Annotated in this window: 14 protein-coding genes; 7 read left to right on the top strand and 7 right to left on the bottom strand. The window is 55.3% G+C overall.

From position 1 onward, the window contains the following. Positions 1-50: 50 nt before the first annotated feature. The gene (nikR, locus tag ACJ77P_RS08925) at positions 51-470 is read right to left on the bottom strand and encodes a nickel-responsive transcriptional regulator NikR (protein ID WP_367358965.1); all 420 of its coding nucleotides are present in this window, start codon (positions 468-470) and stop codon (positions 51-53) included. 221 nt (positions 471-691) lie between these two features. Here nikR and larC point away from each other — a divergent pair, with 221 nt between their 5' ends. From larC to ACJ77P_RS08910, 3 genes are read left to right on the top strand one after another with little or no spacing between them, the layout of a single operon-like run. Further along, positions 692-1,888: a nickel pincer cofactor biosynthesis protein LarC gene (gene larC / locus ACJ77P_RS08920; protein WP_408998034.1), complete on the top strand. Its 1,197-nt coding sequence runs from the start codon at positions 692-694 to the stop codon at positions 1,886-1,888. Between the two features lie 24 nt (positions 1,889-1,912). Continuing rightward, the gene (gene larB, locus ACJ77P_RS08915) at positions 1,913-2,653 is read left to right on the top strand and encodes a nickel pincer cofactor biosynthesis protein LarB (protein WP_367358967.1); all 741 of its coding nucleotides are present in this window, start codon (positions 1,913-1,915) and stop codon (positions 2,651-2,653) included. 13 nt (positions 2,654-2,666) lie between these two features. Then, positions 2,667-3,071, top strand: a complete 405-nt coding sequence (locus tag ACJ77P_RS08910) for a secondary thiamine-phosphate synthase enzyme YjbQ (protein WP_408998033.1) — start codon at positions 2,667-2,669, stop codon at positions 3,069-3,071. An 18-nt stretch (positions 3,072-3,089) separates the two neighbouring features. Here the strand turns inward: ACJ77P_RS08910 and ACJ77P_RS08905 are convergent, their stop codons facing one another. The 3 genes from ACJ77P_RS08905 to ACJ77P_RS08895 all read right to left on the bottom strand — a co-directional run bounded on the left by ACJ77P_RS08905 (position 3,090) and on the right by ACJ77P_RS08895 (position 6,068). Beyond that, the gene (locus ACJ77P_RS08905) at positions 3,090-4,124 is read right to left on the bottom strand and encodes a hypothetical protein (protein WP_408998032.1); all 1,035 of its coding nucleotides are present in this window, start codon (positions 4,122-4,124) and stop codon (positions 3,090-3,092) included. Positions 4,125-4,193: 69 nt separating this feature from the next. Next, positions 4,194-5,186 carry an SIS domain-containing protein gene (locus tag ACJ77P_RS08900; protein ID WP_367358970.1) on the bottom strand — a complete coding sequence of 331 codons (993 nt, stop codon included), beginning with the start codon at positions 5,184-5,186 and terminating at the stop codon, positions 4,194-4,196. A gap of 225 nt (positions 5,187-5,411) precedes the next feature. Further along, positions 5,412-6,068 carry a VPLPA-CTERM sorting domain-containing protein gene (locus ACJ77P_RS08895; protein WP_408998031.1) on the bottom strand — a complete coding sequence of 219 codons (657 nt, stop codon included), beginning with the start codon at positions 6,066-6,068 and terminating at the stop codon, positions 5,412-5,414. A 379-nt stretch (positions 6,069-6,447) separates the two neighbouring features. On the opposite strand from ACJ77P_RS08895, the gene ACJ77P_RS08890 reads away from it, so the two are divergent. The 3 genes from ACJ77P_RS08890 (at position 6,448) to ACJ77P_RS08880 (ending at position 9,320) form a co-directional block, all read left to right on the top strand. Next, positions 6,448-6,945, top strand: a complete 498-nt coding sequence (locus ACJ77P_RS08890) for a rubrerythrin family protein (RefSeq protein WP_367358972.1) — start codon at positions 6,448-6,450, stop codon at positions 6,943-6,945. A 115-nt stretch (positions 6,946-7,060) separates the two neighbouring features. Beyond that, entirely contained in the window at positions 7,061-8,659 is a 1,599-nt protein-coding gene (locus ACJ77P_RS08885; protein WP_408998030.1) for a Na/Pi cotransporter family protein, read from the top strand. 142 nt (positions 8,660-8,801) lie between these two features. Further along, the gene (locus ACJ77P_RS08880; protein ID WP_367358974.1) at positions 8,802-9,320 is read left to right on the top strand and encodes a ferritin family protein; all 519 of its coding nucleotides are present in this window, start codon (positions 8,802-8,804) and stop codon (positions 9,318-9,320) included. Positions 9,321-9,331: 11 nt separating this feature from the next. On the opposite strand, the gene abc-f is transcribed toward ACJ77P_RS08880, so the two are convergent. Next, positions 9,332-11,329, bottom strand: coding sequence for a ribosomal protection-like ABC-F family protein (abc-f, locus tag ACJ77P_RS08875; RefSeq protein WP_367358975.1), 1,998 nt, complete (start codon positions 11,327-11,329; stop codon positions 9,332-9,334). 375 nt (positions 11,330-11,704) lie between these two features. Here abc-f and ftsY point away from each other — a divergent pair, with 375 nt between their 5' ends. After that, the gene (ftsY, locus tag ACJ77P_RS08870; protein ID WP_408998029.1) at positions 11,705-12,649 is read left to right on the top strand and encodes a signal recognition particle-docking protein FtsY; all 945 of its coding nucleotides are present in this window, start codon (positions 11,705-11,707) and stop codon (positions 12,647-12,649) included. Positions 12,650-12,701: 52 nt separating this feature from the next. On the opposite strand, the gene ACJ77P_RS08865 is transcribed toward ftsY, so the two are convergent. Next, positions 12,702-13,265 (bottom strand): hypothetical protein, encoded by a 564-nt coding sequence (locus tag ACJ77P_RS08865; protein WP_367358977.1) that lies wholly within the window; start codon positions 13,263-13,265, stop codon positions 12,702-12,704. A 362-nt stretch (positions 13,266-13,627) separates the two neighbouring features. Next, positions 13,628-14,110, bottom strand: a complete 483-nt coding sequence (locus tag ACJ77P_RS08860) for a hypothetical protein (protein ID WP_408998028.1) — start codon at positions 14,108-14,110, stop codon at positions 13,628-13,630. Between the last annotated feature and the right edge of the window lie 308 nt (positions 14,111-14,418).

Below are 14,418 nucleotides of genomic sequence, written 5' to 3'. Positions count from 1 at the left end.
ACCAGAATTGTCTTGACTTGGGGAACGGATTTATGAGTATGAAGGTTACGTTACCGCTGTGCGATCCAGCCGATGCCTGAAATGCTCAAAGATCCGTGCTTTACGCCTTTGAGGGCCTTCAGCGCGTTGGAAAGATTGCTGATGATTGTGGAGCTTCCCTTGACGGCGATGATCTCCAGGCAGTTGTCGTGGTCCAGATGAATATGCTGCGTCGACGTGATCACATCCTGGAAATCGTGCTGAACATCAATGATTCTGTTCAGCAGATCCCGCTGGTGATGGTCGTAGGTGTAGGTAATAGAACCGGCAACTTCGTGATCTTCCGCCCATTCCTTCTTCAGCAGTTCCTGGCGGATCAAATCGCGGATGGCTTCTGAACGGTTCGTATACCCCTGTTCTTCAATCCGTTGATCGAACTGTTTGAGCAGGGTTTTTTCCAGTGAAACCCCGAATCTGACGATCTCAGCCATGTTCTTTTCCCCTGAATTTGGATTGTTTTTGCTTTATAGCGCTTAATAGGATCGTCCGTCAAATTGATTGTAGTTGAGCAGTCCCCTGTCTGCCTCCGTATCCCGATGACCGGCAGAAATTCAGCAACCGTGCCGCAGAAAACGGACGGGCAGGGGAAAGGGCATTTCTTCAATGGAACGATCGGGAAAACGATCCAGAACATCCATGGCGGAAGGTGATCATGAAAGTCTTGTATTATGACTGCTTCTCCGGGATCAGCGGCGACATGAATCTGGGTGCCATGCTCGATCTCGGTGTGGACCCGTCCTATCTTCTCGATGAGCTCAAAAAGATCCGGATCGGCTCCTATGAAATTCAAATTCAGCAGGATCAGCGGCGCGGCATTGCCGGGACACGATTCGAGGTGCTCACTTCCAGGGAGGATTCTTCCCGGCACGAAAGAAATTACAGGGATATCAGCAGGCTGATCCAGGAAAGTGATCTGTCTGAAGAGGTGAAGGATCTTTCACTTCGTCTTTTTCTGAAAATCGGCGAGGCGGAAGCCAGGGTGCATGGATGCACCCTGGAAGAAATTCACTTCCATGAAGTCGGAGCGGTCGATTCCATCATCGATGTGGTCGGTGCCGCCCTGTGCCTGGATTACTTGAAAGCGGACCGGGTGCTTTCATCGGCCGTGGAGCTGGGTGGCGGGGTCGTCCGGTGCGCCCACGGGATTCTTCCGGTTCCGGCTCCGGCAACCATTGAGATGCTCAAGGGTATTCCCGTAACGTCCGGAGCTGTTCCCTTTGAGATGACCACGCCAACCGGCGCGGCCATCCTTGCCGTCACGGTCCATTCCTTTACGGACAGGATGAATTTTACACCGCAGAAAATCGGTTACGGGATCGGGACGCGAGATACGGAGATCCCCAATGTCCTGCGCCTGTACCTTGGCGAACTTGAAGAAGATGAACCGGGAGATGATGCGGCACAGGAGGACGCCTGGCTGGTGGAATGCAACATCGATGATATGAATCCCGAACTCTACGAGGAGGTTATGGACGCCCTGCTGGAAAAGGGGGCCCGGGATGTCTATCTGACGCCGATCCTCATGAAGAAGTCACGTCCCGCGGTGACACTCAGCATCATCTGCGACAGCCGCCGGAAAAAGGACATGGAAGAGGTCCTGTGGTATCAGACGACCACGTTCGGGCTGCGGTCCTGCCCGATTGCCAAGACCATGCTGAAGCGGGAGCTTTCCGAAGTGGAAACCCCATATGGCCCTGTGACCATGAAGCACGGCTTTTTCCGGGGCCGAAAAATCAAATCAAAACCGGAGTACGCGGATTGTAAAAGGATCGCCAGGGAAAAGGGCGTGAGCATCAGAGAAGTTCTGGAGATGCTGGCTTCTGGAGTCCCTGGAAAGGGAACCGGTTGACGCAAGGGACGGAGATCAGAAACGATGGAAGCAATCCGGGACATTCTCGAAAAAGTGAAGGCCGGAACTGTCGGGGTTGATGAAGGCCTCGGCCTGTTGAAAGGCCAGTTCTACCATGATGTCGGTTGTGCGAAGGTTGACCTCCACCGGGAAAGACGCGTCGGCTATCCGGAGGTCATTTACTGTGCAGGCAAGACATCCGGGCAGGTCACAGCGATTCTGAAGGCGATGCTGGAACGGGAGGTCAATATCCTTGCAACGCGGGCCAGCCGGGAGCTGTATCAGGAGATTCGGGAAATCTGCCCCGACGCCCGTTACTCCCCCCTGGCCGGAGCCGTTACCATCAGGCGGAAAGAGGTCAAAGCCCCTCCCGGTTATATCGCCCTTGTTACTGCCGGGACCTCCGACCTGCCTGTTGCCGAAGAGGCCGCTGTGACGGCTGAACTCTTCGGCAATCGTGTTGAACGGATCGTCGATGTGGGTGTTGCCGGCGTTCATCGACTCTTCTTCAATCTGGAAACGATCCGGGGTGCCCGCGTGGTCATCGTCGTAGCCGGAATGGAAGGGGCCCTTCCCAGCCTCGTAGGGGGCCTGGTGGACAAACCTGTCATTGCCGTTCCCACAAGCGTCGGCTACGGGGCAAGCTTTCATGGCCTTTCCGCTCTTCTTGCCATGCTCAACAGCTGTGCCAGCGGTGTGAGTGTCGTCAATATCGACAATGGTTATGGCGCCGGCTACATTGCCAGCATGATCAACAACCTGTAAGGGGGGGAGACGAATGAAATCCATTTCTGTCCGGACGGTCCGACGCACCGAGATGATCGACATCACCGGCCGAATTCAGGCGGCGGTCCAGGAAAGTCGACTTCAGGACGGCATGTGTCTCGTGTTCGTTCCTCATACGACCGCTGCCGTCACCATCAATGAAAATGCCGATCCCGCCGTAGCCGGGGATATCCTGATGGGGCTGCAGAAGCTCATTCCCTGCGACGACCCTCAATACCGGCACGCGGAAGGCAACTCCGACGCCCATCTCAAGACATCGCTGGTGGGTTCTTCGGAAATGGTGCCGGTCGAAAACGGCCGCCTGGTTCTTGGAACCTGGCAGTCCCTTTTCTTCTGCGAGTTTGATGGACCGAGAACACGAAAAGTTCTCGTGAAAACATTCGGTTGCCTGCCCTGATCCGGGCGGCGGAGGGGATCATTCCACCACGATGGAACTGACGGTTCTATCCCACCCGCTTCCCTGAAGACTCCAGACCCCTCCGGGGTTCGGGCCTGTCCGGGTATACGTCCGGCTCCGCCCTTTAAAACCGGGGTGCTGGTAGACAATGACCCGGTTGACGTTGGCTCCCATTTTCAGGCAGTTGATCCGGTCGTTCCACGTATCAGGCAGCCCCTCGGTCAGGGGGACCCTGGACAGGTCCTCAATCTGCTCACCCTTGTTCACGATCAGGCAGCTCGATAAGGAGAGGTTAAGGCACCGGGGGTTGTCGTAAAGGAACACCTGGTCGGGAAGGGGCGTCACAATAGGCAGTGGGGTTTCCGTATTCAGAATCTCAACCCGGACTCCCTCAAAGCGCACCTTGTTCTCCTTTGAATAGAAGTCGACCTCGGCAGGAAAATCCTGGGTTCCGGTGCCTGCCGAAACGACGAGTTCCAATGCCACAACAAATGTGTCACCGGCGGCAACCTGGATCTCGACGGAGCCTTCCGTTCGGTCCTTCTGGTAAATCTTCGGAGATGCACCGTTTCCCGATGCCGTTAAAAGGATCAACTCTGTTCCGGTTCGGTCGGCAGCGCTGGAAACCGTCATCTTCAACTGGGATTTTCCGGCCGCGGCCCGGGGGGTGATCACGACGCCGTCATAGGAGAGGCCGTAAAGCGTGATCCGGGCTTTGCCGCGGGAGGACCCGTTATGCCCTTTCTGGATGGTGAATCGAGTCGCCATCCTGGCCTGGTAGGATGCCTTCGACCCCGGTGATGCCTTGGCCATGGCCCGCAACGTTTTCAGGGAGGGGTCACTCTTGGCGGCACCGCTGTATTTCCGGCTGAAAAGGGAAGGATCGGGGCCAGCCGTACTGGAATCGTCAAAATCCGTGATCTGGAGAACAGCCCCTTTGTTGAGGGGAATCTCCCCGGAAGAGAGGCCCGCTTCAGGCAGGAGAAGGAAAACCGAAGCGGCGAGCAGGAGCGCCAGGGGCAGGAGGTTCTTTCTGAAAAGAGGGCTGTTCATGATCTCGTTCCACCGGATGACTCGTCACGGCCATTGAGCTGTTGATGTTTACAGGGCGGGAGCATCCGGCTATGCCGGGATGGAGATGCGGATGGTTCCCCCCCGACCGAGGATGTCGTGCAGATGGATGTACCCCTGGAGGATGTTGTCGCCGTTCACGATGGCAAGGGCGGTGATTTCGTCCCTCTGCATGAACTCGACCGTCCGGGCGATCGTCCAGTCGTCCCGTATTGTTTTGGGCGAGCGGGTCATGATCTCGTCGATCGGCAGATCGGAGATGGAGATGCCTTTGCGAACCAGCCGGCGGACGTCACCATCCGTCATGATTCCCAGGAGGCGATTCTGCCGGTCGGTGACCAGGACAAAACCCTTGTTTCTTTCGTCGAGAACGGAGAGGGCTTCAAGGGAGGGGGTTCCGGTGACCACCATGGGAATATCAGGGCCGCTGATCATGACATCCCGGACTTTTGCCCGCAGGCGCTGTCCCAGACTTCCGCCGGGATGAAATTTATAGAAATCTTTTTCGCTGAACTTGTGCTTGTCGATCAGGGCGACGGCCAGGGCGTCTCCCATGGCGAGCGAGGCCGTGGAGCTGGACGTGGGGGCCAGTCCAAAGGGGCAGGCTTCGCGTTCCACACCCACATCGATCACGGCGTTGCTGGCGCGGGCCATCGTTGAGGAGGGATTGCCGGTAAAGGAGATCACCGGCGCACCGATCTTCCGGATGCTGCTGAGAAGGCGGTTCACCTCATCCGTTTCCCCGCTGTTCGAGATAGCCAGTACGACGTCGTCTTTCGTGACGATTCCAAGATCTCCGTGAAGGCCTTCAACAGGATGAAGGAACAGGGCCTGTGTGCCGGTGCTGGTCATTGTGGCGACAATCTTTTTCCCGATCAGCCCCGATTTCCCGATGCCGGTGACAATCACACGCCCGGTGGAGCGGTAGATGATGTCCACCGCCCTGGAAAAATTTTCGTCCAGTCTCCCGATGAGCTGCAGGATGCTCTCCGCTTCAACCCGGAGCACTTCCTCCGCCCGGACAATCGCCTGATCCTTCCGCATTGTTCTATCGCCCTGCCTTAAAAATTTGGACTATAACCGTTAAGCAGCCGCTTTGGTATCAGAAAAAAAATGGCATGACAAGAATGAATATGATCCCAGCGGAAATCTCATCGGCCTTCTTTGGGTGGGCTTCCATCAGGAAGCGGGCAGATTCCTTCGGTCACACAAAAGGGCGGGACCCGAAGATCCCGCCCTTGAGCGGAAAAGATGAGAAGAACGCGGCCTTTATCTGAAGAGTTTCCTTCTCAGTCCAACCAGCCCTGCCAGCCCGGAACCGAAGAGCCACAGAGCGGCGGGAAGGGGAACCGGGGCGACATCCACCACACCGACCGTCAGGCCATGCCAGCCCTCGCTGGTGTGGGTGAAGGTGATCGAATCATAGGTGCCGGCCATTTGAAGGACCCCGTGAACCTCACCGCTTCCATAGAATCCTTTCTTGTCGCTATCCATGACAGGGGTGCCGTTGCCCCAATAACCTCGTCCATAGCTGAGGAACTCAATCTCATTTTCAAATCTGGGACGATTACCGTTCCAGCTCACCAGGGCGAGCAGGGGATTTGTCACCGATTGCGAAAAGGTGATCGTTACGCTTCCGCTGCTGCTTAATGCGATGATGTCGGAGGCAGGAGGAGCGTTTTCAACGGTTGCGCTGAGATAGGGCGTGGCAGGGTTCCAGTAATTTGTCCCACCGCTGGTCTGGGCGAAGGAGTAAGCGCCGCTGAATGTCACGTCGACGGTTTCCGAACCGATGTTCATCGTTCCCGTCACCGTCCCGGGGCCTGATGCCGTCCAATCCGTCCAGTACACCGTGCCGGCCTGGGCAGCGGAAACGGACAGGATCAGGATCAGGAATAAAACGGTCCCGAACAGCAATTTTTTCATCTTCATCATTCCCTCCTTGATCGTGGTTAACGATTCATTCCTTAAAAAAATACTCACCGGATCTCTTTGGTGTCATATACAACAGAATCCCGGTCTCTACCATTCGGGAGAACCCTGATTTTTGACTTCAGAAAATCTTACGTCGGTTGAAATATCTTAGACCCTGCATGAGGAAAAAAGGGGAATGGCCGGGAGCAGGGGCAATGAATGATCGATCATTGCTTTAGCATCCGGGTTGATGCTATATAGTCCACACGTAAATGTTTCCCTGTTGCGGAAGTCGCCGGGGGCAGAACATTGCCCGGGGCTCTTTGCTTCCGGAGGGATCCGGTCTTGAACAGATCCAGAACATCTTGAAATCAGCGAGGAGGATACAGGAATGACTAAAACGGAGGAATGCTTGATGGAGGCGTTTGCCGGCGAGTCCCAGGCAAATCGAAAGTACCTGGCTTTTGCGGCAAAGGCGGATCAGGAGGGATATGCACAGATTGCCAGGCTGTTCCGAGCTGCGGCCGAAGCCGAAACGATTCATGCCCATAATCATTTGCGGGCGCTCAAGGGCATCCGCGGAACGCGGGAAAATCTGGAGGAGGCTATTGCCGGGGAGGGGCACGAGTTCAAGGAAATGTACCCCGGAATGATTGATGCGGCCAAAGCTGAGGGCAATGCGGAGGCGGAACGGACATTCGTCTATGCCAATGAGGTAGAAAAGGTCCATCACCGCCTGTACGAGGAGGCCCTGACCGGCATGGGCAGCGAAAGGGAAAGTTATTCCTACTACGTTTGTCCCGTCTGCGGCTACACCGTGGGGAGCGAGGCGCCGGAGACCTGCCCGGTCTGTGGGGCCAAGGGAAAAGTCTTCAAGAAGATCGATTGAAACCGGGAATCGGTGCCATACTGATTTTCAGCATCTTTAAGGAGATCCGCCCGGCGGTTTCTGAAGGGTTTCTGCTGCCGGGCGGATCTTTTCTTTAAAGCGGATACGCTGCGCTATGCTGACAGACATTCTGACCTTGTGCGTCGGGCTGGTTTTGTTCCTCTTCGGGATGATGAAGCTGAGCGAGTCCGTGCAGGAATTGTTCACCTCGCGGATACGCAGCTATATCCGTTTTGCCGTGGAAAGGCCCCTCCACGGTCTGCTGACCGGAATGATCGCCACGGCGCTTTTTCAGAGCAGTTCCGCCACGACTCTCCTGGCGATCGGCATGGTCAATGCGGGGTTGATCAGTTTTTATTCCTCCCTCGGGACCATTCTGGGAGCCGATATCGGGACGACGCTGACGGTGCAGCTCGTCGTCTGGAAGTTCACCGCCCTGTCGCCGGCTTTTGTCGTTCTGGGGGGCGGGCTCTGGGTATTTGGGAAAGAGACCTGGAAATCCGTCGGGGAATCCATCTTTCACTTCGGAATGATTTTTTTCGGGCTGAGCCTTGCCACCACGGCGACAGCCCCCCTTCAAAATCATCCCTCCTTCATCCACCTGTTTCAGGAATCGAAAAATCCCCTCCTGGGGGTCTTGGTGGGAGCGGCATTCACGGGGCTGGTTCATGCCTCGGCAATACCCATCAGCATGCTGGTTATCCTGGCCCAGCAGGGTGCGATGAACATAGAAAACGCCCTGCCGATCGTGATCGGCGCCAACATCGGGACGACCGTTACCGCCCTGATGGCGGGCTCCTTAGCGGGAGTCAGCGGAAGGCGAAGCGCTGTATCGCACCTCATTTTCAAGCTGACCGCCGCCGTTCTGAGCTTGGGCGCCCTGCCGGTCTTCATCGGGATTCTGAAGGACCTTTCCGCTGAGACGGCGCAGCAGATCGCCCTGGGCCATCTGATTTTCAATATCCTGTTGGTGGTCTGTTTCATGTTTATCCTGAAGCCTTTTTCCCGGTTGATGGAAAAAATGATCCCCGGTGAAGAGGAAACCCTGCCGCTTTGGCCCCAGCACCTGGATGACGCCTGCCTGAACAATCCCGGAGAAGCCCTCCGCCTTGTAAAAAAAGAGCTGGCGCGGGAGGCTTTTCTGGCCAACCGGATGCTGATGGAAAGCATGGCCCTGTTTGATCGTTATGAACCAATCAGGCAGAAGAACATCCTTTACATGGAGCTGGTCGTTGACAATATCCGGCGGGAAGTGGTCGAATACCTGTCGAAGTTGTCTTCGAAAGATCTTTCGCCCCAGATGTCCCGGCGGCTGTTCAATTACACGGCCATGGTCGATGATATCGAGCGGATTGCCGATCATGCCGTCAATATTGTGGAAATTGCGAGAAACCGACACAAGAGAAACATCCCCGTCACCGTGGAGGGAAGTGTGGAATTGCTCCATATCCGGCAGCTTGTTGAAGCGAACATGACGGATGCCATGGAGCTGATCTCCAGGCGCAATGAAGAATGCATCCGCGACATCACCTGCCGCGAGGCGCAGATCGATGTGGAAGTCAAGGAAGCCAGGGACCGCCACCTGATGCGTTTTCATCATCACCTCGCGGCGGCGGAATCAGGCCCCATCTTTGTGGAGCTGCTCATTCAATTGGAGAGGATTTCCGATCACTGCCAGAATATTGCCGAATCTATCTGCGAACTGGAGGACTGACGCCCGGCAAACCCCTTGACCCACCGGTAATCCCTGTGGTAGTTTTCCAGGAAGCTTAACGGTTTATTTATTCAAAAGATCGCGGGAATGTCCTGTCTGCCCGCATGGAACTTATCAACCCGTCGCACCAGGAGGCCGGTCTATGGAAGAACGTTTAAATGCATTGAACATCGCTTTGAAAAACGAATCCAATGAGAGAGAATTTTATCTGAAAAATGCTGAACGAACCCTGAATCCGCTGGGAAAGGCCATGTTCACGCAGATTGCCGATGAAGAGCTGGAGCACTACGAAAGGCTCAAGGAACTGCATGACCGCTGGTCCAAGGAAGGAAAATGGCCGGAAACGCTTCCTCTCAAAGTCAAAAAAACTTCCGTGAAAAACGTTTTGAACAATGTCATCAAAGCCGTTTCCCAGATGCCCGAAGGGGACGATGATGACCGCAAGGCCCTTCAGACGGCCATTGAATTTGAAGCCAGGGGGGCAACCTTTTATGCCCGCCTTCGCGATCAGGTGTCCGATCCCCGGGAAAAGGCCTTTTTCGATCTTCTGGCCTCGATTGAACAGGAGCATTACAGTTCCCTGAAGGACACCGAGCAATACCTGACGAATCCCGCGGCCTGGTACCAGGAAAAGGAGCGGTCCGGGCTGGACGGTGCCTGAGGCGGGAAATTTCATGCCGGGGGAGGCGCAGGGCTTTCCCCGGCTTCATGTTCCAGAGCTTCCATCTTCGAGGAAAGCTCCTCCCAGTCCCGGTAGGATTGCTCCAGGTTCCGGCTGACGGCATGCAGTTCCTGCCGGAGCGTCTTCAGCTGCTCGGGGTTTCGATAGATATCCGGCGCGCAGAGGGTCGTTTCCAGCCCCCCCTTCTTTTCCTCCAGGGACATGATCGACCCTTCCAGGTTTGCCAGCTCTTTTTTCAGGGCGCTGCGGACTTTCGAGAGGCGGTTCCGCTCTTCCGCCTCAAGGCGCCGAAGCTCTTTCCTCAGAAATTTTCCGCCTTTGCCGGTATCAATGGGGTCAGCCGCTCTTTCCGCGGACGGCGAGGCTCCGGAACCGCCTAAAGCCTCCTGCCGTTTTGCAATAAAATAAGAGTAATTGCCCTTGTATTCGAAAGCCCGGCCATCCCGGATTTCGATGACCCGATTGACCAGGCGGTCCAGAAAATACCGGTCGTGGGAAACGAGGATCACGGTTCCTGTATAATCCAGCAGGGCTTCCTGAAAGATATCCCGCGTTTTCATATCGAGGTGATTGGTCGGTTCGTCAAGAATCAGGAGATTGGCGTCCTGCATGAGGATCTTCAGCAGGGCAAGGCGGGATTTTTCGCCGCCGGACAGGACCGCGACCGGCTTGTAGATGTCGTCGCCGGAAAAGAGAAAGGCCCCGAGGAGATTCCGCTTTTCCTGGTCGGTGCACCGGGTGGAAATGCTGCTGACATCTTCCAGGATGGTCCGGTCGTAATTGAGATTTTCGGCATTTTCCTGGGAGAAGAAGGAGAGCTTGACGTGCAGGCCATAGAGGACTTCTCCTGCGTCAGGCTCTTCAACCCGGCTCAGAAGCCGGGAGAGGGTAGATTTTCCAGCCCCGTTGATGCCCACGAGCGCCACTTTTTCGCCACGGGTGATGGTGAAAGACAGATCGGAAAAGATGTTGTTTTTTCCGTAGCTTTTGGACAACCCGCGCAGGATGATCACATCGCGGCCGCTGGGTGGGCAGGAGGGAAAGGCGATCCGGACGGTCTTTTTTGCTCCTGACGACTGGATCAGCTCCACCTTTTCGAGCATTTTCAGCCGGCTCTGGACCTGGGCCGCCTTGGTGGCCTTGTAACGGAACCGTTCGACAAATTCCTGAATCTTCCTGATTTCCGCCTTCTGGCTTTCCATCTCCTTCAATAGGGCCAGACGCCTTTTCTCCTTTTCTTCAAGATAAAAGGAATAGTTACCTTTGTAGAGCGATATTTTTCCCAGAGAAAGGTCGGCGGTTACGGTCGTGATCTTGTCGAGAAAGGTGCGGTCATGGGAAACCGTGATCAGCGTTCCGGGATAATCCCGGAGATAGCTCTCCAGCCATTCCATGCTCTCCGTATCCAGGTGATTGGTCGGTTCGTCCAGGAGCATGACATCGGGACGTGCCAGCAGGATGACGGCGAGGAGGATCCGCATTTTCCAGCCTCCGGAAAATTCCAGGCAGTTTTTTTCAAAATCCGAGTCCCGGAATCCGAAGCCGTGAAGCACCTGCCTGGCGCGGGCTTCGAAGGCATAGCCGTCCCGGGTCTGGAACGCGGCCATGGCCTGTTCGTAAGTCTTCAGTAACGCCCCGTGATCGGGGCTGTCGGGCGCACAGAGGGAGACCTGTTCCTCGCAGGTTTTCAGGGTGGCTTCAAGATCGGACAATCCGCTTCGCTTTTTCAGAAAATCCAGGATATTGAGGGATTCCAGTTCGACAAGATCCTGGGGAAGGTAGCCGAGCGTGGTGTTCCTGCGGTCAATCATCTCGATGCTGCCGCCGTCCAGTTCCTGAACTCCCGCGATGGCGCGCAGCAGGGTCGTCTTGCCCGCACCGTTGTCTCCCACCAGACCGATCCGGCTGCGCGGGGTAATGGTCCAGGTCACATCGTCAAAGATCACCCGTTTGCCAAAGGAAAGAAAAATATGCTTCAAGGATATCAAAATAGAGCCCCTTTGTTCCGCCGGCCCAGCCGGTCCTCAATGCTTCCCCGTTAATCAGAATTTCCAGAAAATTACAACTCTTGAAATGTATTTTCCTGGAATTTTACATTGACAAGGCGATGATCCTCTGTATAACAGCCAAGGTGCCGCGGCCGTTTCCGCCGTGCCGGGTCCGACGGCACCATAAGATGGCCGTGAGGGGGATAATAGTCAATAGGCGAAATATTCCGGTTACCAGTCAAGGGGAACAGCAGGGCATGCAGGCGGTGACGCCTCCGGTGCGAACTGGCGCAGAACGGGGAAATCATGAGGGTTCCCGTAAGCGGTCCCGGCGATGCGTTACCGTTTTAAGCGATGGATGGAGCAGGGGATCGTATGAGCATCTTCCAAAAAAAACAGGGGTTCTTTGAAAAACTGAAGCGGGGTCTCGCCAAGACGCGGGATTTGCTGTTGACCGATGTGAACGATATCATCCTGGGAAAGAAGGAGATTGACCAGGAGCTGTTCGACGAGCTGGAGGAGGCCCTGATCGCGGCTGATGTCGGGCCCGCCTTCACCGCGGAGCTGATCGAAAGGATGACCGATTCCGTCAGGCGCAAGGAGCTGGATTCTCCGGAGCGGCTCAAGGAGGTCCTGCGTAACACGATGAAGGCCATTCTGAAGAAAAATGAAGCCCCCCTGGTGCTTCCGAAAAACGGGATCTTCACCATCCTCGTCGTCGGCGTCAACGGTACGGGAAAAACCACCACCATCGGAAAGCTGGCCCATCAGTTCAAGGAGCAGGGACATTCCGTCCTGATGGTTGCCGCCGACACCTTCCGGGCTGCGGCGATTGAACAACTGGAAATCTGGAGCCAGCGCGTCGGGGTTCCCCTGATCAAGCAGAAAATGAATTCAGACCCATCGGCGGTTGTTTTTGATGCCATAGCAGCGGCGAAGACCGGCAGGGCCGATGTGCTTATTGTCGACACGGCGGGGAGACTGCATACCCAGGTCAACCTCATGGAAGAGATGAAGAAGATGAAGCGGGTCATGAGCCGTGAGCTTCCCGGAGCGCCTCACGAAGTTCTTCTCGTCCTGGACGCGACAACGGGTCAGAATGCCGTCAGCCAGGCGAAGATGTTCAGCGATTCCGTGGGGGTGACCGGCCTTGTTTTGACCAAGCTGGATGGCACCTCCAAGGGCGGTGTCATTCTCCGCATCGCCAAGGAATACAATATCCCCATCCGCTACATCGGCATCGGTGAAGGGCTGGATGATCTCCGGGAATTCAGCAGCGAGGACTTCGTGTCGGCCCTTTTCGAACAGGGCAATTCCTAGTTCGTGTCCTGCTTTCCCGGCACGTTCCCGGCGCATGTCCCTTCCGGGGAGTTTACTTCATGACCTTTGGGCATGGACGGTCTTTCAAACGCGAATCACAGACTCTGATGGAACGAAAGTACGTCATCCATTGGGTGATTTGCTCTTCAGAGGGATTGAATTTAAAAGCCTTTTGAACGACATAGAAACTGTCGTTGCCCTGAATGGCCTTGAACCATGTATATTCGGGCTTTCCTGTGGACGGGTTGAGAGGGCAGACCGAAAGCCAGAGCACAAAGGGATAGCCGTTTTCCTTCCCCTTCGTCACCGGAGCGAATTGAGAGCCCTTGCAGGATGCGTCCCACAACTGCTGGATCTTTGCCCGGTAGCTTTCCGGTGAAATGTTCCTGAGACCGAGGTGGGTGTTGATGGTCACCATCTCTGTCCAATTTTTGACGGATTGATGATGGGGAACCATTTCCGTCAGGAGCATGTTCCCCTGTCTGACCTGGTAATCCACTTTATAGCCCGATGGAATGTTCAGGACCAGGTTCTCGTCCCGCAGTTCAGCCGAGGAACAAACCGCGGCGGCCCATACCAGTGAAGCCAGAACAAAACAGAAGACCTTCAGCAACATGTTATCCCCCTTATCTCATGTGATGGATTGTTTCTTGCCGGCGCTCCCCCTGCCCGGGTCCGGAGGGCTGATTTCAGCAGGTCATAAAAAAACGGGTACGGAAAACTCTCGGGGGAAACAGAAGCAAATAGTATGGAAAGACAGTAAAAACGATTCAAAAAATAGTGTTCCGGAACGTTCGACTCCTTGTGCCGCCGTCCACCTCCGGATCCGACCGCCTGCGCCCTGCCTCACCGCAGGGCATGGTGACGCAGGGTGCTGCCATGATCCATGCCTTCCAATGGAGAGTCCTTGGCGAAATCTTGAACTCTCCGGAAACAAAGGGATTCAGACTCTCAAAAGTCCGGGCGTTATCCTCAGTCCTACGGGCAGGGAATTTTCGGAAACGTGTGTTTTCCTCCGGCGTATGGTTCAGCGCTCTCCGGAATGGAAAATTTATGTTCCATTCCCGCCCCATAGCCGGTCAATTTTACGGATTTCCTGTTGATTGAGAAGCGGCCCGTCTCAAACCAGGCCTCTTTGGAGTTGGCGCCACTCCAGGTCGCCGTGACAAGAATCGTGCTGGATGTCTTTACGGCGCTGCCAAAGAGAGCGCCTATGACGCCGCTGGACTCGATCATATTGCCGACAACCTGATAGTATCCGCCACCAGCGCTTTTGAAGCGCAGCCTGATGACGTTGCCTCCTGAACCCCAGCATACATCCTCATTCGCAGGAGGAATCCATGCGGCGTTCGCCGTCTCGGTGGAAATGGCCGGCGATTCAGCTTTTACGTCGGAAATTAACAAAAGGCCTACAAAGAGTGAACAGAGAACGAATCTGAAACAAAGACTCCTGATGTTCATGGTGACCTCCTTCACGGGTTGTTCTCATCGGTTTGATGTTCTTCAAGGCATGCCGCCTTCCTGCCTCCTGGTTTAACTCTTTCAACTCGCATTTCAATCTCTTCACAGGAGTTGTGCAACACTTTTTTACCGGATCTCCTCCCGTCATTTAAGCCGGTGCCGCGTCGGGTTTCTCGTCTTGTGGCAGAGTCGGCAAATGAAGGCCTCAAATGGGCCGGGCAGGGCATTGCGGAAACGCGCCGGTATGTCTTGACATAATATCAAGATTCGTTTAATGAAAACGAAGGGATGGAGTTTGTGGTTCCGTG

It is taken from the genome of Syntrophus buswellii (assembly GCF_046097065.1).
Taxonomy (GTDB): Bacteria; Desulfobacterota; Syntrophia; order Syntrophales; family Syntrophaceae; genus Syntrophus; species Syntrophus buswellii.
Note: the sequence above shows the minus strand (reverse complement) of the source record. Positions and strands in the feature narration are given on the sequence as shown.